This is a genomic window from Nocardia anaemiae NBRC 100462, assembly GCF_001612725.1.
Taxonomy (GTDB): Bacteria; Actinomycetota; Actinomycetes; order Mycobacteriales; family Mycobacteriaceae; genus Nocardia; species Nocardia anaemiae.
The window spans coordinates 60283-86524 of sequence record NZ_BDAZ01000068.1 but is presented as its reverse complement, the minus strand read 5'-3'; the positions used below and the strand labels follow the sequence as shown (position 1 = coordinate 86524).

The window sequence follows — 26242 nt, the reverse complement described above, 5'->3', positions numbered from 1 at the left end:
CACCGCATCCCACAACCGCGCCAGTTCCGGGAAACGGTCGCGGACCTGCACCAGATCCGGCGCGGCAGCCGGGCTCAGCACAGACATCAGCGGCGTCGATTCGGATAGATTGCGCACCAACATCATTCGAATGCAGCATTTTTCGATCCGCCAGATCGCCTGCCAGCCGTCCACCTCGGTGCGATGCTCGCTCATCCGGGGCCGACTACCCGTGGCCACCGCCGTCCGCGCCAGGGATCGTTAGTTCGTTGAGTTTGTCCAGCACCTCACGCAGGGTTCGCAACGTCGGCCCACCGCCCACATGCACCTGGCTGTCGAGCGGTGGGAACTCGAGCCTCCTCGCGGCGGCACGCTCACGCGGCGTCAACGACTGTGGCGCAAGTCGACCCGCATCGACCAGCGTGTAATACGCCGCCGCCTTCCACACGCACCGCCCGATCCGGCAGGCGCGATGCGTGCGCATCTGCTCGTGCGCCAACTCGATATCGGCCTGTCCGCAAACCCTCGGCGGCGTGACGATCGTGTCCTCGCGCATCAGGCCGCCCCCGTCTCAATCGCTGGGTGCGCGGCCCGCGCCCAGGTCGTTGCGGGACAGACGGTTTCGAGATCGAAGTCCTCACAGACCCGCGCCGGTTGATCATCGACCTGCGCCAGGTCGTAGACCACGATCGCGGCCACACCGAGCCCGGCCGCGATGCCGAGGGCGTACCCGATCGGATCGGCAGTGTCCTGCGGCGGCCGAATCGTATACACGTACTGATAGCCCAGTAGCCCGGCGTGCTGCATCACTGCGCTCGCATGCCGTGGTGCGGCGAGCCCGGACACGTCACCGCGCACGAATCCGACAGCTTTCGGCGTGTCGAATCGCCCGGTATCTCGTTCTGCCACTTGCTTGTTCATCATCGCTCCGCCCCTTCGGTCGATGGATTATGGTGGGTGGCGGCCGAGCAGGTCTCGTGCCTCATCAGTTCTCATCTCGAGCGCCGCCCACAGCACAGCACCAGCAACTGCTCGCGGCCAGCCGAAACGAGAACTCGAATGCGATTGCTCCAAAGCGCCAGAACGGAACTCGGTTCCGTGATGAAGACAGGCCCAGTTTCCGATCCGATATGACTCGATTCCAGGAGACCCCCGTGACCAGCACCGAAGAGGATGGCCCATCGTCAACCCTGCCGCGCCGCCAGCTCGGACGGTTCCTTCGTGATCGACGCGAAGCAACCGGATTCACCATCGCCGAGGCCGCCAAATTGGTCGACCTATCGCGAGCCGTGCTGCAGCGCATCGAGACCGGACAGATCCAGAAGGTCCAGCGGCAGGATGTGCAGGCGCTGTGCGAGGTGTACGACGTCGGACGCGAAGATACCCGCGCCGCAGTCGATCTCGCGACCCAAGCCCGAGCCAAGAGCTGGTATCACGTTTACGGCGGTCTTTTCAGCACCGCGTTCAGCATGTATGTCGGGCTCGAAGCGGCAGCACGGCGACTCACCACCTACCATGAGCAAACGATTCCCGGCCTGCTCCAGACCAGCGACTATGCACGAGCGATCATCGCCGCGTTCCCCGGATTCACCAGCCCCGATGACGTCGACCGGCGCGTCGAACATCGAATGAAACGACAAGCCCTCGTCACTCGTAGAACGAATCCAGTCCACCTGAACGTTCTGCTACACGTTTCGGTGCTGTACCGGGTGATCGGCAGCCCGAGAATCATGGCCGCTCAGCTGAGGCACCTCGCCGAGATGTCGAAGCGGCCCAACATCACCTTGCGAATACAGCCGTACAGCGCAGGGCTGACGTGGGGAATACCTCGTGGCTCGTTCATCATCCTCGAGTTCGACCGAACCGCGACAGGGGAACCCGTCGAACCCACCGTGGTATTCATAGAAGGCGGAGCTGCTCAGGACGTGTACCTCGAAAAGCCCGACGAAGTTCGGCACTATGTCGAGCTTGCTACAGCCATCGAGGACACCTGTCTAGGCGAGGTAGAAAGCAGAAGCCTGCTGCGGCAGGTGGCGAAGGAGCACGAGCGTGGTGAACGTTGACCTATCCAGGGTGACCTGGTTCAAGAGCAGCTACAGCGAAAGCGCCGCGCAATGCGTCGAGGTGGCCTGGCTCGCCGAAGGCAGAGTCGGCGTCCGCGACTCGAAAAACCCAACCGGCCCAGCACTGGTATTCGCCCCCGGCGAGTGGGATGCCTTCGCAGCGGACGTACGGTGCGGTGAATTCACCCACCCCACCCCGTAACAGCCCCCCGACCACAGCCAACGGCCTCAGTCCACCCGTAATGGACTGAGGCCGTTGCAATTTCATGACGGCACATCCAAATACCCAGGTCCACCCCGGAGCGACTGCCGCTCCGCCGCAACACAAAGCCCATCCCACGCGAATGCACTGGTGGCGGGGCCTTCTCGCTTGGGTTCACCCTTGTCCGCGATCACTTGCTCCCACCAGGGGCGATTGGAGGTCGCTCTCAACGGAATCACGACCTCGTCGAACCCGGAGCACCACTGCCGACGCGCTCGCTGTCCTCCGATGGAATATCAAGTGCCGCCAACAGTCCGCGCTTCTTGTACTTGGATCGAAGCATCCGTCCGATCATGTCGGCCGGTGACAACCAGGAAATGACGGCCCCGTGTTCCTGGTTTTCGAGTAGCCGTGGAACGAGATCTGCCGCAATGGTTTCGGGTAGGTCGGCGAAGGCTGAGTAGAGTTCGCGTCTGCGGGGGGAGGCCGCGCGGTATTGGTCGGCCAGCATGTCGCTGACGACGATGCCGGGAATGATGGTGCCTACGCAAATCGGACCGCCTGCGACCTCGTTGATCATCGAGCGGGTGAAATAGCGGATGGCCTGCTTGGTGGCGCCGTAGACCGCCATGCCGTTGCGCTTCATGCCGTTACTTCCGAAGCCTTCGGTGTTGAAGATCTGGCCGGGTGTCTGCTGCTTTCGCATTCCGGCTAGCGCGACGACGCAGCCGTTCATGGTGCCGGTGAGATTCGCCGCTACGACGTCGGCTATCTCCGTCGCTGTCAGTTCGGCCAGAGGTGCGGGGTGTCGGCCGAGTCCGGCATTGTTGATCCACAGGTCGACGCGGCCGAAAGCGGCTGTGGCGGTAGCGAATAGGCACTCGACGTCCTCGATTCGGCTGACATCGGCCGCAAAACCCGCGACGCTTGCGTTCGGGTGTGTCGAGCGCAGCGTCTCGATGCATTCGCCGACCGCGGTTTCGGTTCGCCCCGACACCACGACCGCGCAGCCCGCCGCGAGAAACGCATCGGCCAAAGCGAATCCGAGACCGCGGGTACTTCCGGTGACAACGACGCAATGCTTGTCCATGCGCGTTCCTCTCGCGTTGGTTGTGTTCCGGGAGCGCTGGATCGAAATAGTGGTGGTCTACCACTACTTTATGCACAGCGAGATATGGTGGTCAACCACCACCAAGTCTTGGGACGCGGCTACGGTGAGAAACATGAGTCAGCAACCGACCGGCTCCGACGAGAACCCCAGCAACGCCGAGCTGGTCCAAGCCCTCCAGCAGGCGGTGGGGCTGGTGCGCACCCACTTCGCCGCAGCCACAGCCCAGGCGGGCGTGACGCCGGTGCAAGCGAAGGTGCTGCGCGAACTCGCCGACCCCCTCACCCTCAAGGAGCTGTCGGCACGATTGGGCGCGGACCTGTCCAACACTTCGGGAACCGTCGACCGTCTGGAGTCTCAGGGCCTACTTCGCAAGCAGCCGCACCAAACCGATCGGCGAGCACGTCTGCTCACCTTGACCGCCACCGGCAAGCACATCCGGCAAACACTGGAAGACCTCGCCTTCAGCACCGTGCCCCCACTCGACGTACTCAGCCCACGCCAGCGTCACGACCTGAACACGCTGCTGCGACTGATCACCTCGACACCGACCACACCCGCAGATACCGAATCACCGTAGCGAACAACGATCACCCGCCCATCGACTCACGCTGCGTGGTCAAACCAAACCCCCTGTGGCGGAGGCAAAGTGGAATGCGGCTTCCGCTGTGGAACAATCGCGGCGGCTCTGCCCGCCACAGCGCTCCCACCCGGCATCACTCCCGCACTAGGCACCAAAATTGGTCGATACCAACATCTTCCGCGCGAATTGGTGTCCAATTCCATTGACCAACGGTGTTGCAGATGACCGGTGTAACCAGTCAGGAGTGCCCTCGTGCCAAGTGAAATCGATTCGGCTGTCTTCCCATATCTGGATGCGGACTTGGACCGCGTCCGTGACGTTCTCGGACCCGTACGGTTCCAGGGCAGGCCGGAACTGACCGCCCTCACCGACGAAGGGCCTGACACCTCTCGCCGCCTGGTCCGGCCCACGTTGACGTTGCTGTCGTACTACCTGCTCACCGATCCCGCGGCTCCGGCCGACAACCGGGCGGTGCGCGCGGCGGCTGCGGTGGAGTTGCTGCACCTGGGCTCGCTCTACCACGACGACATCGTCGATCACGCCTATGAGCGTCGCCGCCGCCCCAGTGCCAACGCGGTGTGGGGGTCGCATCTCGCGGTGCTTGGTGGAGACTCCGCGCTATTCGCGGGCATGCGCATGCTGGCCGAACTCGGCGGGCGGGAAGCGCTCGCGGGGGCGAGCACAGGTGAGCAGATGTGCGCGGGCATGGTCATCGAGGCCGCCGACCAGTATGTGGCCTCCCGCAGTGAGCAGTCCTACCTGGACGCGAGCGACGGCAAGACCGCGGCGCTGCTCTCGCTGGCCTGCCGGGTAGGCGCGATTGCGGTCGGCCGACCCGACGATCAAGTAGAGGCACTGGCCCGATTCGGCCGATATCTCGGACTGGCCTACCAGCTGCGTGATGACATCCTCGATTTGACCTCGACCGCCGAAGAGATGGGCAAACCCGTCAACACGGATCTGCCCGAGGGCATCTACACCCTGCCCGTGATCCGCGCGGCGGCCCGTGACCGAGGCCTCGCCCGACTGCTGCGTGCCGGAATGACGGGGGAGGAAGCCGCCCGTGCCCGTGAGCTCGTCATCGCCTCCGGCGCCGTGGAGGAAGCACAAGCGGTGGCCGACGAATTCATCGATCAGGCCGCCGGACAGCTCGACGGGTTGGCCGTCGACCCACGCGCGGCCCACGCGATGACCGCCTATGCCCGGTCCGTACTCGACCGGCGAACTCCGCTGCCCGCAGTTTCCGTACCCGCGACGCAGGGACCCCGGGGCCGCCGGAAGGAGTTCCCGCCGCACGTTATGTCATGGGTGCGGAATTGGTTGGTGGACACCGGACTTGCCGCCTCCGAGGCCGAGTTGAACCACCGCCGGTGGGCAGGAGCATTCGGGCTCCTGGCAGCCGTGACACCAGCCGTCGCTCCAACGGACGCGGCCCGTGAACAGACCGCGGTCGGCTTGGGCATGCTCTGTCTTCTGTGGGACGACCTGTTCGAGGATCCGCAGCTGAGGGAGCCGGAAGCCATCACCGCCCTGAGGCGCGGCTTGGTGGCAACACTGCGCCAGGACCCGGAGAAGCCGTGGCGGCCCGGCGCGCTCCCGACGGCCTGGGCGAGTTTGTGGCCGCGCCTGCGTGCGGGCCGCAGCGCCCGCTGGCAAGAACAGTTCCTCGACAACCTCCAGGAATGGTTCGAAGCCGCCGAACGCGAAACGCACCATCGCCTCAGCGGCTACATCCCCCCGACAGCCGACTATCTGCCGCTGCGGAGATCGACCAGTGGGTTCGACGTCGCGATCGCCTTATTGGAGGTGTACCACGACCTCGAACTGCCGCCGACACTGCGCAGCCATCCCGTGTTCCGCCGTCTTGAGGAACTCGCCTTCTTTGTGGCGTTCGTGGAGAACGACCTGGTGGGAGTCGATCAGGACGAGGCCGACCAAGTCCCGTACAACCTGGTCCGGGCCATCCGTCACGAGACCGGCTGCAGCCGCAGTGAAGCCGTCGAGCAGGTGCAGCGTCAGCTGACGGAGCACCGCGCGCAGCTCGACGCGGTGATCCGCTACATCCCCGTGCTGCTGCGCATCCTTCCCGGCCTGTCCGGTCTGAGGAAGAAGTACGCGGGGATCTACGAAAGCGTGACGAACATGGCGCTGTCGGTGCCGCAAAGCGATCGGCATACGCAAACCTCCGCTTCCGCAGGGCCGGAGCCGGACTTGGAACGCTTGCGTCGTGAGGTCTACTACCCGGCTGCCGACCCGGTTCGCACCGCCTCCTGAGCCCTGCGCCGCCGCGGTTCCCGCGCGACCCACCGTGAGGTGCCCGCGCGGGAACACCGGTCAGTGCTCGGCTGGCTGCCCGGGGGTCCTGATCAGCATCGTGGGTCCCAGAGCCGAGCGGGTGCGCAGATGGAATGCGACCAGCCCGACGAGGGCACTCGCGGCGAACCAGGCCAGTTGCACGCCGAACCCGAGCAATGGCGTGGTATCGGAGAAACCGGCCGCGGTCGAAGCCTGCATTGCCCCGTAGGAGGGCAGCCAGCGCACCAGATCGCTGTCCGCCCCGGCGCTGGCGATCGGGTTCTGCAGGGCCATATCGACGCAGCTGATCATCGCGATGGCGAACATGCCCTCCACCTCGCGGCGCAGCAGCGCGCCGAGCGCGACACCCAACGCACCGTAGGTCATCGCCGCGCCGAAAAGCGCCGCGGCGAACAGGACAGGCTGCCTAGGCGACCAGTAGCAGCAGATGATCGCGGTGGCATACGCGCAGACAACCACGGACGCCACCACCAGGCAGGCAATCTTCGCCAGTCCCAGCGCGACCCGGGGAAACCCGGCCATCGACAGTCGCCGATCGAATGCGCCACTGCTGAAGGTCGCCGCGAACATCATGAACCCGACGATCAGTGAGACCGCCATCAGGGCAACGCTGATCTGGGCGAGCTCATTGCCGTTGGCGCGCAATACGAGACCGGTATCCCGGAGCCGGAACGGTATTTCGACGCCGGTGACGGCCACGCCCACAAGAGTGATCAATATGGGGACGAAGGCGGCCACCAACACCATGGCGAACCGGTTACGTGCGTGCTCGATGAGGCCGTAGCGCGTGGCGATCAGAAACAGTCGAAAACCGTTGCTCATCAAGCCTTCTCCTGTCTGTCCTGTAGGACCCCGTCGTGCAACCGCCACACCTGATCCAGCTTGTCGGTGTCGTGGGCCAGATGCGAGACGACCAGAACCGACCGACCGCTGTCACGGAACTCCGTGACCAGATCCCAGAAACGCAGATACGTTTCCCAATCGAATCCCTGATATGGCTCGTCGAGCAGGAGAACCTGCGGGTCGTGCATCACCGCCAACGTCAGGTTGAGCTTCTGCCGGGTGCCGCCGCTCAGCGTCGCGACCCGCTCATCGATGTACTCGGAGAACCGGAGGATCTCCATGGTCTGCTCGGCTCGCCGCAGATCGGGAACGGCATAAGCCGCGGCGAAGAAGTCGAGGTGCTGGCGAACAGTGAAGGCGTCGTTCAGCACTACCTGTTGCGGGCAGTACCCGAACCGCCCGTGGTGCCGGATCGTTCCCCGGTCCGGTCGCAGCCCTCCGGAAAGGACCTGCAACAGCGTCGACTTCCCCACCCCGTTCTCACCGACGATGCCCACCAACGTCCCCGCGGGCAGCACGAAGTCGATCCCACGCAGCACCGACCGCCTGCCGTATGAGTGGTGGACGTTCTCCACTTCCATCATCGCCCCTTGGTTGCCGCGGACGCAGTGGCCGAAGCCGAATCGGCGGCTGGGTAGCGATAGACCTCGCGGCGCAGGCGTTCCAACTCCGACGCTGTGGAGGGCGAGGGTTTGGTGTAGCGATCGGCGGTAGGCACCGCGTACGCCACGTTCGTTGCGTTCTCGAAGAGAGACAGGTACTCCTTCCTTCGCCCGGAGAGGCCAGGAAGTACGCGGAACAGCGCGGGCAGGTAGCGGCTCACCGCGTCGATCCGGGCGCGTTTCTCGTTCACCTCGCGCCGCACCTGCTCGATGGCTTCACCGCGGGTGCAGCCGGTCTCGTGACGGATGATCCGGACCAGGTTGTAGGGGATATGGTCGGCTTCGTCCCGATCCAGCGACACCAGATCGTTCTCCGCCATGGCCACCCACCAGACAAGTTCCTCGAGTCGACGGATCACTGGGTGGTTCCGCAGTCTCGGCGGCACTTCCCAGTCCTGGTGCACCTCGATCAAGGCGACAGCGATGGCGAACCCACCGGTCGAGTTCCGCAGCGGTAGCCAGTCGGCAGTGGCAGGGATGTAGCGGTTGATGCGATGGTGCGCTTCCCGTTCGCAGGCGTCGAACCACTCCTCGACGCTGTCGAGGAACCGCTGCTGCCACTCGACAGTGCGGCCCTCGCGCAGACGCGGCCACACACTCGACCACGCCGTCGCGATCGCGCCCGGGCTCCCTGCCTGCTGCCGATCCTGGCGCAGCACAGCCACCAACCCATCCCGCAGTGCGGTGACCGCTTCAGGGTCCTGCAGCTGCGGATCATCGAACAAGTCATCCCACACCACCATCAGCGCGGTCATGCCAACGAAGACCTGTTCCCGAGCCGCGTCCGCCGGGGCCACGAGCTGCGCCGGGAACCGGACCGCCCCTGACCACCGGTGGTGGTGATCGAACTCGGCCGGGGATCCGACCAGGCCGGTGTCGACCATCCAGTTCCTCAGCCATGACATGGCCTGCGGAGAGACCACCGCACCCTCGTTGTGGGGTGGCTGCGTCGAGGACTCGGACACCGTCGGGCGCGAGGTTCGCCGATCCAATACCGACCGGGCATAACCGGTCAGCGCGTGCCGAGCACGAGGACCGACGGACAGCCCGGCAAGCTGATCCTCAGCCCGGTCCAGGAAATCCTCGGCGACCGCCCGCGCCTCGTCGACGGCACCCGATGCGAGCACGAGCTCACGAGCACGGGCGGCGTCCTCGCGCGTCATTGCCCTGCCCAGCAGACGGGCAAGATCCCGGTCGCGGGCAGCCGCGCGGATCACGGGCAAGGTGTAGATGCCCTCGAACAGATCCTGATTGACCGGCTTGCCCATCTCCTCGGCGGTCGAGGTCACATCGAGGACGTCGTCCCACAACTGGTAAGCCAGCCCGAAATATCGACCGAACTCGGCCAACGCTTCCACTTGCTCGTCCGAACAGCCTGCCTGCATCGCGCCCAACTGGCACGCCAACGACAACAACGCCGCCGTCTTGCCGCCGATCGACTCCAGGTAGGACTGCTCGGTGCGGGAGGCCACACGCTGGTCGGCGGCCTCGATCACCATGCCCGCACACATCTGCTCACTCGCGATCGTCGCCGCGCGAACTTCGCGCTGGCCGAGTTCGAGCAGCATGCGCGTGCCCGAGGTCGTCACGCAGTCCCCGGCCAGTACGGCCATGTGCGAACCCCACACCGCGTTGGTGCTGGGGCGGCCGCGGCGCTGGTCGGCGTGATCGATGACATCGTCGTGATACAGCGACCCCAGATGCACCAACTCCACCCCGGCAGCGGCGCGCACCGCCCGATCGTCGGCGGGGTTCGCGGGGTCGGTGAGCAGGTAGTACGACAGCAATGTCAACGTCGGACGCACCATCCGACGAGACGTGTCCGGCCCCTCGTCAGTGAGTGCGGTCAGCTCGGGGCGGCCGCGAAACTGTATGGGCCCGAGAACGTCACGGACACGGTCCAGGTCCGCATCCAGGTGCGGGAAGACAGCGGAATCGATCTCACGGGGCATGCGCGCTCTCCTGACTGGCGGTATCGGCCATCTACACCATTGCTGCAGTTGAAATTTGACACCATAGCGCGCGAAAATTGTTGCTATCAGCCCAGTTTGACGCCACATTTAATGGTCCCTTAGCGGTCCGTCTCGGCATCAGGGGCTTCGCATTTCGGTCGCGAGACACGATCAGGATGTCCAAGGGACGACGTGGTCGGCATCTCGATCCCTGCCCCGTGCTGCGCCTGGTTCCAGTCGATGAAGCGAAACTCGTTCCAATGCAGATCGTTACAGCCTTCGGAGGTGTCCGTGTGCTTCCGCACGCGGCGGACGGTTTCCCCGCTGGCAACGCTGGCACGGCCTATTCGCGATATATCCGTTCGCTGATTCCGTCGATCTCGTTCAGGATCTGTCGCAGGAAAGGCCGGGGCGGCTGCTCGGGTGTCTCGGGGGCGGCGAGCATGGCTTCCACGATCGGGGCAATGGCGGGGGCGCTGTCCACGGCCAGTCGGACCAGACCGAGTTCGGCGCACCGGGAAAGCGCCGGAGTCAGGCAGGCGGTCGCTTGATCGATGCGTCCGACGACGGAAAGGCAACCGCCATAAAGCAATTGAGCCTGCAGGAGAGCACGGGGGCGGGGCTGGGTGCGGATTTCGGCGACCATCTGCTCGGCGGCAGCGGCGCAGCGCTCAGCGGCGGCCGGTGACCGTTGGGCGAGTAGGAGACGGATCGCCGACTCGTGGGTGAGTTCGGCGGTGACCGCAAGTGGGTGGTTCGGTTGCCGCTGGTACGCGGGCAGGTGCTCGAGCGTCTGCCGGTCCTCCTCGGTGATCGGCAGACCCAGTCGGACTCGCTCGTTCACGATGCGGGCGGTCAACCGTGGCAGGCTGATGTGCTCCGCGACCGTTTGCCCCTCGTCCAACCGTCTCCGTGCGGCATCGAGGTCGCCGCGCATTGCTGTCAGCCTGGCACCGGTCCCGTAGGTGGCGACCAGGAATTCCATCGCACCGGCCGCGACGCCGGGACTGGATGCCAGCAGCTCGGCGGCTTCGGCGTATTGCCCTTTCTGGTAGAGCAATTCGCCGAGCAGACCGCTGGCCATCCGGGTCGCGTGGGATTGGCTGCCGGTATTGCGGGCCTCGGTGAGCGCGGAGCGGAACAGCGCCTCGGCTTCGGCGATATCGAGTTGTTCGGCGGCGGCTTCGCCAGCGATGCAGGCGCCGTACACCACGCCGGCCGGGCCGTTGATGCGGGTCCGGTAGGGCTCGGCCCAGGCGTGCCAGCGGCGGGCACCGGCAAAGTCGAAACGATAGTAGGCGGCCGCTTCCGCGGTGGTGGCCGCGACGCTGGCGAAGAACGGTCGAACCGGCTGCTGCAGCCATGCCACGGCGGCATCCGGGAAATCCTTGAACCGGTCCGTCACAAGGTATTCCGCGGCTCGCGTCACATCGGCCTGGATGCGCAGATCCGCGGTCTCGGGATCGTCCGGTGCGGCGGTGGCCAGTGCCGCGTCCACGCGATCCAGCGCGGTCCGGGTGGCCGCGGGGCGCTGCAGCGAGATGTTGGCCCAGGCCACCGACAGTTGCAGCCGTGGATCGGCAACGGTGATCTCGGCGGGCAGCTTCTTCACCAGCCCCAGGAAGGTGGCCATGCGGGAATCTTCGATCAGCGTGTCGGCGTGTGCTTGCACCAGTTGTTTCGCCCGCTCGGCGGCACCGGCCGCGAGTGCGTGATCCACGGCTTCGGTGACCATTTCGTGCTCGGTGAACCAGGTCGACGCGGTCAGGTGGAGCTGTTCGAGCAAGCCTGGATGCTGCCGGATCAGCCTGCGGCGCAAGAAGTCCGCGAAGAGCGCGTGATAGCGGAACCACCGCAGCTCGTCATCGATGGCGCGCAGGAACAGGTCTCGGCGCCGCACCTCCTCGAGCTGTTCCTGCCCGGACCGCACTCCGGTCAACGCCTCCGCGAGATCCCCGCAGATGGTGTCGGTGACCGCGGTCCGCATGACGAAGTCGAGCATCGGCGGTTCGAGCGCGCCGACGACATTCTCCATCAGGTATTCGCCGATGGCGTAGTGCTGGCCCGTGATCTGGTCCAGGTAGGCCCCCGGATCCTCCTTGCCGCGCAGCGACAGCGAGGCGAGCTGCAGCGCCGCCACCCAGCCCTCCGTGGACTCGCGCAGCCGGTCGACGTCGGCGTTCGACAGGTGCAATCGCTTCACACCGACCAGGAAATCCGTCGTCTCCCCGGAATCGAAACGCAATGCGGTCTCGTCGATTTCCACCAGTTCGTCCTGAACGCCCATGCGCCCCAACGGAAGTCCGGTGCGAGTGCGGCTGGTGACAATCAATCGCAGGTGGTCGGATCCATTGTCGAGCAGGAACTCCATCGCGGCGAGGGTCGCCGGACTGGTCACCTGATGCCAGTCGTCGATCACGACGGCAACAGGCTCCGCACTGTCGTCGATCTCGTTGATCAGGGCCGTCATCACCTGCTGCGCCGCGCTGGCGGAACGCTCCTCGAGAATCTGCGTCAGCTCGATCGCCAGCGTCGGGCGAACCTGCCGAATCGCCTCGACCAAGTGACTCAGGAACCACACGACATTGTTGTCGTCCTCCGCGATCGCCAACCAGGCGGCCCGGACGCCGTCCACTTCGAGGGCGTGCGCCCACTGCGCGGCCAGACTGCTCTTGCCGAAACCGGCCGGGCCATGAATGAGGACCAGCCGCCTGGATTGTCCCTCCCGCAAGATCTCCAGCAACCGCGGGCGATCGACCAACCTGCGCAGCGTCGTCGGTGGACGGAACCGGGTCGTCGGGGCCGATTGCGGCCGCGACGCGGTCGCGGTGCTCGACGTGCTCGACGGGATCGGCCCACTGCCCGCGACCGATCCGGTTTCGACGGCTCCGTCGTGTTCCGGGGCAGGCATCGTGTCCACCGGCAGCCCGCAGGAGAACTGCACGGTGCGCATCCGCTCGCCGAACTCTCGGGCGGTGGCGGGCCGGTCGGCGGGGTCGGTGGCCATCGCGGCTTCCAGGACCGCGCACACCATTGCCGGTACACCGGCGGAACGCAGGTCGGGGACGGGTTCAGAGGTGATGCGCACGAACTGCGCCACCATCGACTCCCCCGCCTGGCGCTCGAACGCGGCATGGCCGGTGAGCGCCGTGAACAGCGTCGCGCCGAGCCCGTAGATATCGGAGCGAACCGACGGAGGATCGCCGCGTATCACCTCCGGAGCCGTGTAGGCCGGGGTGCCCGCGACGATGCCCGCCGCTGTCTCGAACGCGCCGCCGACGCGCGCGATACCGAAGTCCGCCAGCTGCGGTTCACCGTAGTCACTGATCAGCACGTTGGCGGGATTCACGTCGCGATGGATGACGCCACAAGCGTGCGCGGTCGCCAGTGCGCCCGCCAGCTTCACGCCAACGGCCAGCACCTCCTGCCACGACAACGGTCCGTCCGTGCGAATCCGTGCGTCGAGTGAACCCCTGGGATGGAAGGGCATCACGATGAACGGCCGTCCGGTCGCGGTGACGTCGGTCGTCAGTACCTGGACGATATTGGGATGGGTCGAGAACTTCCCCAGCGCACGTTGTTCGCGCAGGAAGCGGGTGCGGTCTTCATCCTCGACCGTGGAGCCGAGCACCTTGACTGCCACGTCCCGATCGAGTGCGGAGTCGGTGCACCGGTACACGATGCCGAATGCGCCGCGGCCGATCTCTTGGGCGTCGGCAAACCCGGCCGCAGCCAGTTCCGCTGCGAGGCCGAAAGTCAGGTCGCGTTGCGTCCCCTCGGCACTACCTTCGGACACCGACCGCTCAGCCGATCATCGGCGCAGACTTCCCGGAAATCCGCGCGTTCACGGCGGGCTGCCACCCTGACCGCTCCACGAGCGACTCATGTACTCACCTCTCGAGGCGAAAACCAGCTGGTCCCGACAGGTCGATCATAAGCGGCCGGATAGCCGCGGCGCGACGAGGTAGCCCGAGTCCGTCCCGAAGCGGGCGGGGGCGGATTATCTTGGGATTCATGCCTACTATGCCGGATCGGATACCGGCCGAGGGTGCCCATGACGCGTTGATCGGGCACCTCGAGGCCCATATGGTCGCCATGACGTTTGTCGATAATGCCGGGATAACCAGGGTGAAGGCGGTGCCGAAGGGGCGGTTGGCCCAGGCCGCGAGATTCGGGATCGGGGTTTCGCCCTGTTTCGAGACGTTCACCTTCGATGATCTGATGTCGGTCGGGAGGTATCTCGGCGGGCCCGATGGTGATCTGCGGCTGATTCCCGATCTGTCGCGATTGACCGAACTCGCCTGCCAGCCGGGGTGGGCATGGGCGCCTGCCGATAAGTTCAGCCAGGACGGCAGCCGCTTCGTCGGATGTCAGCGCGCCTTCGCGACCCGGCAGGCGCAGGCGGCCGAGCATGCCGGGCTACGGCTGTCGATGGCATTCGAGACGGAGTGGTCGGTCGGGCGCGGGGATATCGAAAACGATTTCGTCCCAGTGGTATACGGGCCCGCCTACAGCATGATCCGGTTGAGCCAGGTGGGTGAGTACGCCAGTGATCTCGTCGCGGCCTTGGAGCGTCAGGAGGTCGCCGTCGATCAGTTCCACCCGGAATACGCACTGTCGCAACTGGAATTGTCGGTCGCGCCCAACGATCCGGTCGCGGCCGCCGATGACGCGATCCTGGTCCGGCACACCATCCGGCAGGTGAGCGCGCAATACGGTTGGCGTGCACTGCTGGCTCCCTGTATCGAGCCCGGTGGCGCGGGTTCCGGTGCGCACCTGCATTTTTCGCTGCACGACGACGAAGGGCCGCTGTTGGCCCAAGGCGAGGGCCCCTATGGCATGCGCCGCACCGGCGAGGCATTCCTGGCCGGTGTGCTGCGGGAACTGCCCGCACTGGTCGCGGTCGGCGCGGGCAATCCGGCGAGCTTCCTGCGGCTGCAACCGTCGCGATGGGCCGGGGTCTGGCAGTGCTGGGGACGGGAGACGCGGGAGGCGGCGCTGCGCTTCATCACCGGCGTGCAGGGCACCCAGGACTGGGCGGCCAATGCCGAGGTCAAATGTTTCGACGCGACCGGCAACCCGTATCTGATCGTCGGCACGGTCATTGCCGCCGGACTCGCCGGTGTCGCCGAAGAACTGCGACTGCCCGCCGACATCACCGGTGACCCAATGGGATTCGATGCCGAGCAACTCATGCTGTCGGGTGTGCGGCGGTTGCCGACCAGTTCGATGGAGGCCGCCGACGCACTCGCCGACTCCAAGGTGCTCGTCGAGGCACTCGGCGTCGAACTGCACGATGCGCTGCTCACCGTGCGCCGCGCCGAGGCCGAACGCTATCGTGACATCAGCCCGGCCAAGGTGGTCGAGATGACCCGCTGGCGGTTCTAGCGTGCTCACCGATGGTGTCGCGCTAACCGATCACCATTGTCACGGCGTTGTCGCCGGGGATCTGGACCGCCCTGGCTTCGAGCGACTGCTCGGCGAGGGGCAATGCGGCAGCTTCGATTCGGCGATCGGTCTGGCGGTAAGGCGTTGGTGCGCACCGGTTCTCGACCTGGAACCGCATGCCGAGCCGGAGCGGTATCTGGCCCGCAGGGCCGAGCTCGGCTGGCGCGCAGCGGCCACCCGACTGCTGCACGCCTCCGGCACCACCCGATGGTTTCTCGATACCGGATTGGGCGGTGACCGAGCGGAATTCGCCGCGCTCGCACCTGGCGAGGTGCGTGAGATCGTCCGGCTCGAACAGGTAGCCGAACAGGTGATCACCGAAGTCAGCACCGCGACAATGCCTTTCGAGGATATCGAAACCACCTTGCGCAGTCGGGCCCGAAATGCCGTCGGGCTCAAGACGATCGTGGCCTACCGCTATGGTCTGAACTTCCCGATCACCGATACGCTGCCGTCGACGATCATCCACGAACTGCGCCTCACCGATCCGGCGACACTCGGCTGGCTGGTCGGACTCGGCGCCCGCATCGGCGCGGAATTAGGCCTGCCGCTGCAGTTCCACACCGGATTCGGCGACACCGATCTGCGGCTGCAACAGGCCGATCCATTACTGCTCACCGACTTCCTGCACTTCACCGCGGACTCCGGCCTATCGGTCATGCTGCTGCACTGCTGGCCCTTCCACCGCAATGCCGCCTACCTCGCGCACGCCTTCCACCACGTGCACCTGGACCTCGGCCTGACGATTCCCTATGTGGGGCATCGAGCCGAGGCGGTACTGGCGGAAGCGCTCGAACTCGCGCCGTTCCGATCGATGCTCTACTCCTCCGACGGCTACGGACTCCCCGAGCTGCACTACCTCGGCGCACTGCTGTGGCGGCGCGGTCTCGGCCGACTACTGGACGAATGGATCGCCGACCACACCATTACCCTCGCTGATGCCGAAGGGCTCGTCATCGCGATCGCCCGTGGAAACGCCGTGCGCACCTACCCGCCATCGGTTCCGGCTGCTCGCCGAAGGCAGTGATACGGCGGCCGAACGCGGCGGCGGCAACGACCATTCGACTACGCTCGACGGCGCTAACGCGCAGCGGCGATGGCGGCGTCCAGGCCGTTGGACAGCTGGCTGGAGTCGAGCTTCTTGCCGTTGACGAAGACGGTCGGGGTGGCGTTGACGTCGCCGTTGAGGACCCGGTCGGTCTTGTCACGGACATAGCTGTCGTATGTGCGATCGGTAATGCACTGGGCGACCGACGGGTCGGTGTAGCCCGCGTTCTTGGCGATCTCGACCAGTTTACTGTCGGGCAGACCACTGCCGCCCTCGGCGGGCTGCTGTTCGAACATCGCGGCGAACCAGCCCTGATATTTCGAATGGTCTTGTCCGGCAACACAATACGAGGCGTTCGCGGCGCGCGAGGAGTACTGGGTGCTGGACGCGCGGTCCAAGAATGAGATCACGTCGTACTCGATGATCGCGGTGCCGTTCTTGGCGGCGTCTTCCAGAGTCTTGGCGTTGCGTTTCTCGAATTGTTTACATGCGGGGCACTGCAGGTCCGCGACCACCCGAACGACGACCTTCGCATTCGCATCGCCGACGCGCACCGCACCGGCCGCGGTCACGCCCGCCGGGGTCGCCTCGGAACTGGCGGCCATCGCGACACCCGAGACGACGTTGCTCTTCTGCACCACGACTACGCCGACCACGCCGACCACAACGAATATCAGTGCGGCGACCACCACCAGAACGACGACTGCGCTGTTGCTGGACCGCGCCGCCGACGGTGGACCCGACCATCCACCCTGAGGGATGCTCACCGCTTCACCACTCTTTCGCTCGCCGAACTTTCCGCCCCGCACGATAGCGGTTGTAGAACACAGTGCGCTCGTCCGGTGATGACCCATCGATAATCAAGTGCGCATGGACCTGCGGGTATCTAGCGTTGATGGGGAACAGACCGAAACGAGAAAGGACGCTTCCCATGTTTCCCGTCGAGCTGCGCGGCACCAGGGCGCAGACGCTCATGTGGGCCGACGAGCACGAAATCGAGCAGGCCGCGCTGCGGCAGCTGCGGAATATCGCGCAACTGCCATGGGTCCACGGCGTCCGCGTCATGCCCGACGTGCACCTCGGCAAGGGTGCGACGGTCGGCTCGGTGATCGCGATGCGCGATGCGGTCGCGCCCGCGGCTGTCGGGGTGGATATCGGCTGCGGCATGGAGAGCGTGCAGACCGACCTCACCGCCGCCGACCTGCCGGACAATCTGCATTCGATGCGCTCGCGGATCGAGGCGGCGGTGCCGGTGGGGTTCCAGGCGCACAAGGACGCGGTCGATGTCGCGAAGCTGGGCGCGCAGTTCGCCGCCTCACACGGCGAACTGGCCCGGCATGTCCGCGGCTGGGGGCGGTTCTGGTCCGAATTCGGTGCACTGCATCCGGGCGTGCAGGCGCTGGAATCGAAGGCGCACAAGCAGATCGGCTCGCTCGGCTCCGGCAACCACTTCATCGAAATCTGCCTGGACGAGCACGATTCGGTGTGGATCCTGCTGCACTCCGGTAGCCGCAATATCGGCAAGGAACTCGCCGAACGGCATATAACCGTCGCGCGCGCACTCCCACACAACCAGGACCTACCCGATCGCGATCTGGCCGTATTCCTTTCCGGCACACCGGAAATGGAAGCCTACCGGCGCGATCTCACCTGGGCGCAGGAATACGCCGCACGCAACCGCACGGTCATGCTGTCACTGGTATGCGGTGCGGTGCGCGCGGAATTCGCCGGACGCGAAGTACATTTCGACGAGCCGATCAGTTGCCACCATAATTATGTGGCGGAGGAGGAGATCGACGGCGTGCCGATGCTGGTGACCCGTAAGGGTGCCGTCCGGGCGGGCGCTGGCGATATGGCGCTGATTCCGGGTTCGATGGGTACGCGCTCATATGTAGTGCGCGGCAAGGGGAATCCGGCCTCGTTCCAGTCGGCATCGCACGGTGCGGGTCGGCGGATGAGCCGCAACGCCGCGAAGCGGCAGTTCACCGTCGCGGATCTGATCGCGCAGACCGAGGGCGTGGAATCGCGCAAGGATGCGGGTGTGGTCGACGAGATCCCGGCCGCGTACAAGGACATCGACGAGGTCATCGCGGCACAAAGCGATCTGGTCGATATCGTCGCGACGCTGCATCAGGTGCTGTGCGTGAAAGGGTGATATGACAGCCGAATTGCGGTAGGCACAACCGCAATTCGGCCCGAAAGCGCTCAGCGATATCCGGAATATGTGTTGCCGGTGAGACGCGGCCAGTAGCGGGGGCCTCGACTCGGCAGGCCGAATTGCGGTGCGCACCATCGCAATTCGGCCTGGGCGCTTCAGTTGCGCCGCAACGTCCCCGCCACGCCCGCACCGAGCAGCAGCACACCGAGGATGAAGGGGAAACCGCTGGTCACCCAGGTGATCAGTGCTTGGCGCATCTCATCGGATAACAGCGGTAGGTCGTCATGAATGATTCGCCAGGTGTCATCCGGGAACAGGAAATACACGAAGCCCGGCACCACACCCCAGACCAGTCCGGCCAGCACCGTCCCGGCCGGTGAGTACGCGGCAAGCGCGGCGACCAGCAGTAGCAACAGTGCGCCACCGACGATCTGGAACGTCGATCCGGCCCGGTTCGCCGCGGATCCGAGAATGACCCACTGCCGGGTATCCATCGCCGCGTGCGCGGCGAGTCCGATCCCGACCGGTGTCACTACCAGGCCGGTCAATATGCCGAAAACGGTCCGCCCGAATCCACCGGTACTGCGGAATTGGGCACCGGGTGGAGACCAACCCGGGGGCGGCTCGTAATTCGTCATCGCTACCTCCTGCGCGGTCCCACGGTGCGGAGCAATCGTCTCACCCGATTGCCGGTTGCCCGGCGATATTTCGCCTTTTTCGCCGAGGTGCCCGCGAGCGTGACCGGGCCGCTGTACCTCGCTGACGCTGCACTTGCCCGCGGCTATCACAGGCATTCCGTCTCGAAGTCGAACGTTTCGTCGCGAATCCGCGAGGCGCTGCGCGGTAGCGCTCGGGACCTTCCATCCGCCGAACCCTTCGGCGAACGACCCTGCACGGCCGTCGCCATCGATGTCGGTGGCATCAGGCACGATGGAGCGCATGACCACCGCGGCCGGTACTTCAGCGATCGACCTCACCGCACCCGACCTGCGGGAACGGGCCGAGGAGTTGCTGCGCGACCTCGCCGGACCGCAGGCCGCACTGCGCGAGGACCAGTGGACGGCGATCGAGGCGCTGATCGTGCAGCGACGCAGGGCACTGGTGGTGCAGCGCACCGGCTGGGGTAAGTCGGCGGTGTATTTCATCGCGGCCAAGCTGCTGCGGCGGGCGGGGCGCGGGCCGACGGTGATCGTGTCGCCACTGCTGGCGCTTATGCGCAACCAGGTGGCGGCCGCCGAACGGGCGGGCGTTATCGCGGCGACGATCAACTCCGGCAATGTCACCGAATGGGATGAGATCCACGATCGGGTGGCCGCGGGTGCGGTGGATGTGCTGCTGGTCAGCCCGGAGCGGCTGAACAATCCGGACTTCCGCGACCAGGTTTTGCCCAAACTCGCCGCCGACGCCGGACTCGTCGTTATCGACGAGGCGCACTGCGTCTCGGACTGGGGTCACGACTTCCGCCCCGATTACCGCCGCATCCGCACCCTGATCGCCGATCTCGGTTCCGATGTGCCGGTGCTGGCCACCACCGCGACCGCCAACGATCGGGTGGTCACCGATGTCGCCACCCAGATCGGCACGGACACGCTAGTGCTACGCGGCACCCTGGATCGCGAATCGCTGCACCTGTCGGTGGTGCGCTTCGACGATGCGGTCGAGCGCACCGCATGGCTCAGCGGTCACCTCGACGAGCTGACCGGCTCCGGCATCGTCTACACCCTCACCGTCGCCGCCGCGCACGATCTCGCCGACGTGCTGAATTCGCATGGACACAATGTCGCCGCCTACACCGGGCAGACCGACACCGCCGAACGCGAGGCCTTGGAGGCGGCGCTGCTGAACAACGAGGTGAAGGCGCTCATCGCGACCTCGGCGCTGGGCATGGGCTTCGACAAACCCGATCTGGGTTTCGTGGTGCACGTCGGCGCACCGTCCTCCCCCATCGCCTACTACCAGCAGGTGGGTCGTGCGGGTCGCGGTACCGATCGCGCCGAGGTGGTGCTGCTGCCCGGTCCAGAGGACACCAGGATCTGGAGTTACTTTGCCTCCGTTGCCTTTCCGCGCGAACACATCGTGCGCTCGGTACTGGACGCACTGGATTTCGACCGAGCCACCTCGACCGTCGCGCTCGAGCCCTTGGTGGAGCTGAACCGCTCGCGACTGGAAATGGTGCTCAAGGTGCTCGATGTGGACGGTGCGGTGCGGCGGGTCCGCGGCGGCTGGATCGCCACCGGACAGCCGTGGGTCTATGACACCGAGCGCTATGCCCGTCTCGCCGCGGCCCGCGAGGTGGAACAGCAGGCCATGATCGACTATCAGCGCACCAGCGGCTGCCGGATGCAATTCCTGCGCCGCCAGCTCGACGATCCCGGCTTACCCGCGCTCGATGCCGACGCACCCGGTTGCGGTCGCTGCGACAACTGCACGGGCACCCGCCTCGATACCACCATCGACGCCTCCGCCATCGCCGCGACCCGCGCTCGACTCGACCGCCCCGGCCTCGATCTCGCTCCGCGCAAGCAGTGGCCCACCGGAATGGCCAAACTCGGAATTCCGTTGTCCGGCAAGATCACCAACGGCGCGGAGACCGGACGTGCGCTCGGTCGGCTCACCGATCTCGGCTGGGGTCAGCGCCTGCGCGCACTGCTGGACGCGCCCGACGATCCGGTTCCCGATGCGGTTTTCGACGCCTGCATCGCGGTGCTGCGCGAATGGAATTGGGCGACGCGCCCCACCGCGGTGATGGCCCTCGAATCACACCGCTATCCGGTGCTCACCGCCACGCTCGCCGCCCGCCTCGCCGAGGTCGGCCGTCTGCGTGACCTCGGCACCTTGCAACTGCGTCCGGACCGGCCGCCGGTTTCCGCCGCGAACTCGGCGCACCGGGTGGCCGGTCTGTTCGATTCCTGGCTGGTCCCCGATCTCGGTTCGGTGGATGGTCCGGTCCTGCTGGTCGACGCGCTCTCCGATACCGGCTGGACGCTGACTGTGGCCGCGCACGCGCTGCGCAACGCGGGTGCACCAGCGGTTTTGCCCTTCGTACTCGCCACCCAGACCTAGCCGGACTCTCGGGAAACCTCGGTCCGCGTTTGCCGATCAGCAACTAACAAACTGGCAAATATTTGGCTAACTAATGTTTCGGACCGGGAATTGTCGGTCACGATAGGCCTATGTACTCGAACCTGCCCGCAAAACGGCTGCTCGAGGAGGTCAAAGCGCGGTACGGCTCGGCCGAGGCATTCTTCGAATCCTTGGACAACCTGCGCGTCGACCCGATGGCCGATACCACCGAGCTACCACCCATGCCGGAGCTGCGCAAGCCCGACTGAGCCTGCGCGGATGGTTACCGGACGCGCCCTACTGACGTGCGTCCGGTAGTCGAAGCGTGGGCGGGTCCGGCTCGATCCGTTTGGTATCGCTGAGCCGGTCGTCCGGCGGTATCGGCCTGCGCGGCTCGCGAACGCCCGCGGCGCCGCCACCGGCCTCGCCCGGACCACGGCCACCGCCCGCGGGCACCCCGCCCCGACCGAACAGTCGACGAATCGCTCGCATCAGTTTGGTCATCATCTGGCCAGTGTGCGCCCGTTCGCCCCGGATGGCATCGGTGTTCACAACCGGCGAAGCCACGGGTCAGCGGGTGGCGGCGAGCAGTTCGATGATCTCGGCGGTGCTGCCGGTTTCGCCGAGGCGCGGGAAGAGCGGCTTGCGGGCGGTGGACCCAGCGAGCCGTTATCGTCGGACAGGTGGCCAGTAAGTCAGCGTCGCCCGCTGTCGAACTCGACGTCGGCGACCGCACCGTCCGCATCTCCAACCCGGACCGGATCTACTTCCCGGAGTCCGGTGCGACCAAGCTCGACCTGGTGCAGTACTACCTGAGCGTCGGCGACGGCATCGTCCGCGCGCTGCGGGACCGGCCGTGCATGCTGCATCGGTTCCCCAAGGGGCTCGCGGGCGACAAGGTGCATCAGAAGCGGCTGCCCGCTGGCGCGCCGGACTGGATTCCCACGGTGCGCGTGTTCTTTCCGCGCTACAGCCGACATGCGGACGAACTCTGCGTGGCCGAGCTGGCCGAGGTCATCTGGGCGGTGCAGATGTCCACGGTCGAATTCCATCCGTGGAACTCGCGCCGCGACGACACCGAGCGACCGGACGAATGGCGCATCGACCTCGACCCGATGCCGGATTGCCCGTGGTCGCGGGTGCAGCGAGTCGCGGGCGTCGCGCGGGAAGTGCTCGACGAGTTGGGTGCGGTCGGCTGGCCGAAAACCTCTGGCGGCAAGGGCATGCACATCTATGTGCGCATCGCGCCGGAGTGGGGCTTCACCGAGGTGCGCCGGGCGGCACTGGCCTTCGCGCAGGAGGTCGAGCGCCGCGCACCCGACGATGTGACCACTACCTGGTGGCGCAAGGACCGCGATCCGAAAATGCTGTTCGTCGACTACAACCAGAACGCCCGCGACCACACCATCGCCGCCGCCTATTCGGTCCGTGGCGTCCCGGAGGCGACGGTCTCCACGCCCATCCGCTGGGATGAGATACCCGAGATCGACCCGCGCGATTTCACCATGAAAACGGTCCCCGCCCGTTTCGCCGAATTCGGCGATCTGCACGAGGGCATCGACGAAGCGGTGTTCCGCATCGACCAACTGCTGGAATGGGCCGACCGCGACAATCTGGACGTCGATCTCGACGAGGACTGACCGCCCGCACACCGCCCGCACCTGGAGTATGGGCTGTGTGCGAGTTCGGGGTGCGCGGAGCGGGCGGGCACCAGGTGTTACGGTTCGCTAAGGAGTCAGCCGCAGGCGCCGTGCCAGTGGTTTTGCCCGCGACAGGAGGTCGTTATGAGCGCCGCGGAGGTTCCGGTTCCGGTCGCGATCGGCCCGTCGACGCCCGCGCCGACACTACTGCGCAAGGCCGTCGTCGAGGGTGGTGCGACCGTCGCGGATCTGGCGCAGGCCAGGGCCTTGATCTGGGCGGGCGGGCCCGGCGAATTCCCGGACGAATTGCCAGCGTCCATCGAATGGGTGCAACTGCCAGCGGCCGGTGTCGAGGACTGGTTCACCGCGGGCATTCTCGCTCGGCATCCGAATATTCGATTCACTTCCGCCGCAGGCGCTTTCGCGGCGAGTGTGGCCGAACACGCGCTGATGCTGCTGCTCGCCGGAGTGCGTTATCTGCCGGAGCATCTGCGGGCGGGCAGTTGGCGACAGCACGATTTCTTCCCGCATGTCGGCACATTGCACGGTAAGACGGTGACCATTGTCGGTGCGGGCGGGATCGGACGCGCCCTGATTCCCATGCTCGTCCCGCTCGGCGCGCACATCATCGCCGTCAACCGCTCCGGTCGCCAGGTGACCGGTCCTGGAATCCCGGATACCGTCGAGACCCTTCCGGCCGAACATCTCGCCCGCATCTGGCCGCGCACCGATCACGTGGTGATCGCCGCGCCCGCGACGCCCGAGACCAAACACCTGGTCGGAGCCGAGGAACTGGCCCGATTGAAGCCGTCGTCCTGGGTGATCAATGTGGCGCGCGGCAGCCTCATCGATACCGACGCGCTGGTGGGCGCACTGGCCTCCGGCGCGATCGGCGGCGCCGGTCTCGATGTCACCGATCCCGAACCGCTGCCGGACGGCCACCCGCTCTGGGTGCTGCCGAATGCCATTGTCACACCGCATGATTCGAATCCCCCGCAGCTGCGCCTCGCGGCTTTCGCGGACCATGTCGGCGCGAATGTGCAGCGCTTCACCACCGGACGCGCTCTGCTCGCGCCGATCGATACCGAACGAGGTTACTGACCCACCCGGAACCGGTCCCTGATGATCGACGACCACCCGGCGCTGCTGCACCGCGGGGCAAGTTCTATGAGCACCGGCGTCTCGATCCACCGCGGAGCAGCGGCTAACCAGGCCCGCACCGTAAAAGCCTCTTTTGAATGTGCCATTGACAACTGGCACATTCATGCCTGACGCTTAGCTCATGACAAGGTCAACGAGGACCTCGGTCCCCGACGTTCCGACGGTGCCATCGGCACGGTCCAGACTCGCTGCCGCGGCGTGCGAGATCGGGCTGCGGCCGCTGAACAACGCGGTACCCCTGAACGCACCGGGAGTGTGGTTCGCACGCAAACTGATCGCGACGATCATGGCCACAGCCGGTCCGACGCCGCGTGGCATATCCGTCGTTCAGGTCAGGTCCGGAACTGTCCGCGGCGAATGGGTCCGCGCGCCGGGCGTGGATTTCGGACAGCGCGCCATCTACTACATCCACGGCAGCGGCTATGTCCTCTGCTCCGCTCGTACCCACCGCGGCCTGGCCGCACAGCTGTCGAGCAAGACCGGCCTGCCGGTCTTCCTCACCGACTACCGGCTCGCGCCGGAGCATCGGTTTCCGGCCGCCGCCGATGATGTCGAGGCCGGATACCGCTGGCTGCTCGACCGCGGTTACGCGGCGCAAGACCTGGTGATCGCCTGCGATTCGGCGGGTGGGCATCTCGCGCTGGATCTGCTGATCGAGAACAACCGCCGAGTCCGGCCGCAGCCCGCCGCCGTCGCGATGTTCTCGCCGCTGATCGATCTCACCTTCGGCTTGGCCGCCGAACAGGAACGGCGGCAACGGGATCCGGTGATCTCGGCCCGCGCGGCCAGCCGACTCCCCCACGCTTATACCCGCGACCTGCCCGCCGACGCACCGCGCCTGCGGTTGCAAATTCCACCGGGTATGGCGATACCGCCGCTGCTGATCCAGGCGGGCGGCGCGGAAATGCTCAGTGCCGATGCCCGACACCTGCACGCGATGGTGCGTGCTGCGGGCGGCGACTGCGCACTCGAAATCTGGCCGGGCCAGGTGCACGTCTTCCAGGCACTGCCGCTGCTGGTTCCGGAGGCGGACAAGGCGTTGGATCGGGCCGCCGAATTCCTGCGTGCCGCACTGATTTCCCGGACCGTCACGAAGAAGGTGAGCTGAGATGTTCGGACTGGAAATACTCATTCCGATCGGCATCCGACCGCGTCGCAGCCATGGCGCCCGCGCGGTGGTCACCGGGGCGGGCAGCGGTATTGGGCGGGCCTTCGCGGTCGAGATAGCCGAGCGCGGTGGGCAGGTGATCTGCGCCGATATCGATGAATCCCGCGCCGATGAGACCGTCGCTCTCATCGAGCGCAACCATCCCGGTGCGGCGCACGCGTTCCGCTGCGATGTTTCGCGTCGCGAGGAAGTGGAAGTCCTTGCGCGCTTTGCCGAATCGCTGTTCGAACGCCCGGTCACGCTGGTGGTCAACAACGCCGGTGTCGGCATCGGTGGAAAGCGGGTCGGCGAAATCGGTTTCGACGACTGGGAGTGGGCGCTCGGTATCAATCTGTGGGGTGTGGTGCACGGATGCGAGATCTTCGCACCGCAACTGCGCGCCGCCTCCCGTGGCGGGATCATCAATGTCGCATCGGCGGCCGCGTTCGCCGCCGCGCCATCGATGGCGGTCTACAACGCGTCCAAGGCCGCGGTGCTGTCGCTTTCGGAGACCATGGCCGCCGAGATGAGCGGCACCGGAGTCGCGGTCACCGTGCTGTGCCCGACCTTCGTCAAGACGAATGTGGCGCGCGACGGCCGCATTACCGCGCAATCGGCCCGATTGGCCGACACCCTCATGCGCCTGACCGGCTTCTCCCCCGACAGCGTCGCACGCACCACCCTCGACGCGCACGACCGCGGCCAGCTGTATGTGCTGCCGCAACTGGACGCGCACCTCATCTGGCGGCTCAAGCGCTACTTCCCCGCCCCGTACACCTATGCCCTCGGTCTCCTGGACCGACTACTGCCACAGGAGAACTCGACCACCACCGACCGCTCCTCGGTCTCCGATAAGACGGGAGTCTGAT

At 66.0% G+C, this 26242-nt stretch carries 23 protein-coding genes; 13 read left to right on the top strand and 10 right to left on the bottom strand.

Going from position 1 to position 26242, the window contains the following annotated elements; translation table 11 throughout:
* Positions 1 to 205: 205 nt before the first annotated feature.
* Together NA5_RS32190 and NA5_RS32185 are read right to left on the bottom strand one after the other, a co-directional pair.
* Positions 206 to 535, bottom strand: coding sequence for a hypothetical protein (locus NA5_RS32190; protein WP_062992781.1), 330 nt, complete (start codon positions 533 to 535; stop codon positions 206 to 208).
* On the bottom strand, positions 535 to 900 hold the full coding sequence (locus NA5_RS32185; protein ID WP_218020204.1) for a hypothetical protein: 366 nt from the start codon (positions 898 to 900) through the stop codon (positions 535 to 537). The genes NA5_RS32190 and NA5_RS32185 overlap by 1 nt, the downstream gene beginning before the upstream one ends.
* Before the next feature lie 29 nt (positions 901 to 929).
* Here NA5_RS32185 and NA5_RS32180 point away from each other — a divergent pair, with 29 nt between their 5' ends.
* Positions 930 to 2042, top strand: a complete 1113-nt coding sequence (locus NA5_RS32180) for a helix-turn-helix domain-containing protein (RefSeq protein WP_084484587.1) — start codon at positions 930 to 932, stop codon at positions 2040 to 2042.
* Complete coding sequence (locus tag NA5_RS32175) at positions 2032 to 2244, top strand: DUF397 domain-containing protein (protein WP_062992796.1); 213 nt, start codon at positions 2032 to 2034, stop codon at positions 2242 to 2244. Before NA5_RS32180 ends, NA5_RS32175 begins: the two co-directional genes overlap by 11 nt.
* Positions 2245 to 2479: 235 nt before the next feature.
* Here NA5_RS32175 and NA5_RS32170 read toward each other — a convergent pair whose 3' ends face one another.
* Positions 2480 to 3334 carry an SDR family NAD(P)-dependent oxidoreductase gene (locus NA5_RS32170; RefSeq protein ID WP_062992778.1) on the bottom strand — a complete coding sequence of 285 codons (855 nt, stop codon included), beginning with the start codon at positions 3332 to 3334 and terminating at the stop codon, positions 2480 to 2482.
* A gap of 133 nt (positions 3335 to 3467) precedes the next feature.
* Here NA5_RS32170 and NA5_RS41485 point away from each other — a divergent pair, with 133 nt between their 5' ends.
* Complete coding sequence (locus NA5_RS41485; protein WP_169811393.1) at positions 3468 to 3932, top strand: MarR family winged helix-turn-helix transcriptional regulator; 465 nt, start codon at positions 3468 to 3470, stop codon at positions 3930 to 3932.
* A gap of 255 nt (positions 3933 to 4187) precedes the next feature.
* Entirely contained in the window at positions 4188 to 6209 is a 2022-nt protein-coding gene (locus NA5_RS32160) for a polyprenyl synthetase family protein (protein WP_218020203.1), read from the top strand.
* 60 nt (positions 6210 to 6269) lie between these two features.
* Here NA5_RS32160 and NA5_RS32155 read toward each other — a convergent pair whose 3' ends face one another.
* The 4 genes from NA5_RS32155 to NA5_RS32140 form a co-directional block, all read right to left on the bottom strand.
* Entirely contained in the window at positions 6270 to 7073 is an 804-nt protein-coding gene (locus NA5_RS32155) for an ABC transporter permease (RefSeq protein WP_062992776.1), read from the bottom strand.
* Entirely contained in the window at positions 7073 to 7675 is a 603-nt protein-coding gene (locus NA5_RS32150; protein ID WP_062992794.1) for an ABC transporter ATP-binding protein, read from the bottom strand. The genes NA5_RS32155 and NA5_RS32150 overlap by 1 nt, the downstream gene beginning before the upstream one ends.
* Positions 7675 to 9816: a polyprenyl synthetase family protein gene (locus NA5_RS32145; RefSeq protein ID WP_218020202.1), complete on the bottom strand. Its 2142-nt coding sequence runs from the start codon at positions 9814 to 9816 to the stop codon at positions 7675 to 7677. Before NA5_RS32145 ends, NA5_RS32150 begins: the two co-directional genes overlap by 1 nt.
* 235 nt (positions 9817 to 10051) lie before the next feature.
* Positions 10052 to 13504 carry a serine/threonine-protein kinase gene (locus tag NA5_RS32140; RefSeq protein WP_062992774.1) on the bottom strand — a complete coding sequence of 1151 codons (3453 nt, stop codon included), beginning with the start codon at positions 13502 to 13504 and terminating at the stop codon, positions 10052 to 10054.
* Between the two features lie 218 nt (positions 13505 to 13722).
* On the opposite strand from NA5_RS32140, the gene NA5_RS32135 reads away from it, so the two are divergent.
* Both NA5_RS32135 and NA5_RS32130 read left to right on the top strand, forming a co-directional pair.
* Entirely contained in the window at positions 13723 to 15096 is a 1374-nt protein-coding gene (locus NA5_RS32135) for a type I glutamate--ammonia ligase (protein ID WP_062992773.1), read from the top strand.
* 1 nt (position 15097) lies between these two features.
* Complete coding sequence (locus NA5_RS32130) at positions 15098 to 16183, top strand: amidohydrolase family protein (protein ID WP_062992772.1); 1086 nt, start codon at positions 15098 to 15100, stop codon at positions 16181 to 16183.
* A 53-nt stretch (positions 16184 to 16236) separates the two neighbouring features.
* Here NA5_RS32130 and NA5_RS32125 read toward each other — a convergent pair whose 3' ends face one another.
* A complete protein-coding gene (locus tag NA5_RS32125) occupies positions 16237 to 16971 on the bottom strand; it encodes a DsbA family protein (RefSeq protein ID WP_062992771.1) in 735 nt (244 codons plus the stop codon).
* A gap of 164 nt (positions 16972 to 17135) precedes the next feature.
* Between NA5_RS32125 and NA5_RS32120 the strand changes: the two genes are divergently transcribed.
* Entirely contained in the window at positions 17136 to 18359 is a 1224-nt protein-coding gene (locus tag NA5_RS32120) for an RtcB family protein (protein WP_062992770.1), read from the top strand.
* A gap of 158 nt (positions 18360 to 18517) precedes the next feature.
* On the opposite strand, the gene NA5_RS32115 is transcribed toward NA5_RS32120, so the two are convergent.
* The gene (locus NA5_RS32115; protein WP_062992793.1) at positions 18518 to 19000 is read right to left on the bottom strand and encodes a hypothetical protein; all 483 of its coding nucleotides are present in this window, start codon (positions 18998 to 19000) and stop codon (positions 18518 to 18520) included.
* 301 nt (positions 19001 to 19301) lie between these two features.
* Between NA5_RS32115 and NA5_RS32110 the strand changes: the two genes are divergently transcribed.
* A complete protein-coding gene (locus tag NA5_RS32110) occupies positions 19302 to 21425 on the top strand; it encodes a RecQ family ATP-dependent DNA helicase (protein ID WP_062992792.1) in 2124 nt (707 codons plus the stop codon).
* Between the two features lie 110 nt (positions 21426 to 21535).
* Entirely contained in the window at positions 21536 to 21694 is a 159-nt protein-coding gene (locus tag NA5_RS40865; protein WP_157110753.1) for a hypothetical protein, read from the top strand.
* Positions 21695 to 21722: 28 nt separating this feature from the next.
* Here the strand turns inward: NA5_RS40865 and NA5_RS32105 are convergent, their stop codons facing one another.
* Positions 21723 to 21932: a hypothetical protein gene (locus NA5_RS32105; RefSeq protein ID WP_157110752.1), complete on the bottom strand. Its 210-nt coding sequence runs from the start codon at positions 21930 to 21932 to the stop codon at positions 21723 to 21725.
* A gap of 176 nt (positions 21933 to 22108) precedes the next feature.
* Here NA5_RS32105 and ligD point away from each other — a divergent pair, with 176 nt between their 5' ends.
* From ligD to NA5_RS32085, 4 genes are all read left to right on the top strand, one after another.
* Positions 22109 to 23065: a non-homologous end-joining DNA ligase gene (ligD, locus tag NA5_RS32100; protein ID WP_062992768.1), complete on the top strand. Its 957-nt coding sequence runs from the start codon at positions 22109 to 22111 to the stop codon at positions 23063 to 23065.
* 144 nt (positions 23066 to 23209) lie between these two features.
* On the top strand, positions 23210 to 24166 hold the full coding sequence (locus NA5_RS32095; protein WP_062992767.1) for a D-isomer specific 2-hydroxyacid dehydrogenase family protein: 957 nt from the start codon (positions 23210 to 23212) through the stop codon (positions 24164 to 24166).
* A 181-nt stretch (positions 24167 to 24347) separates the two neighbouring features.
* Complete coding sequence (locus NA5_RS32090; protein ID WP_062992766.1) at positions 24348 to 25334, top strand: alpha/beta hydrolase; 987 nt, start codon at positions 24348 to 24350, stop codon at positions 25332 to 25334.
* 1 nt (position 25335) lies between these two features.
* Positions 25336 to 26241, top strand: a complete 906-nt coding sequence (locus NA5_RS32085; RefSeq protein WP_062992765.1) for an SDR family NAD(P)-dependent oxidoreductase — start codon at positions 25336 to 25338, stop codon at positions 26239 to 26241.
* The last annotated feature ends 1 nt before the right edge of the window (position 26242 follow it).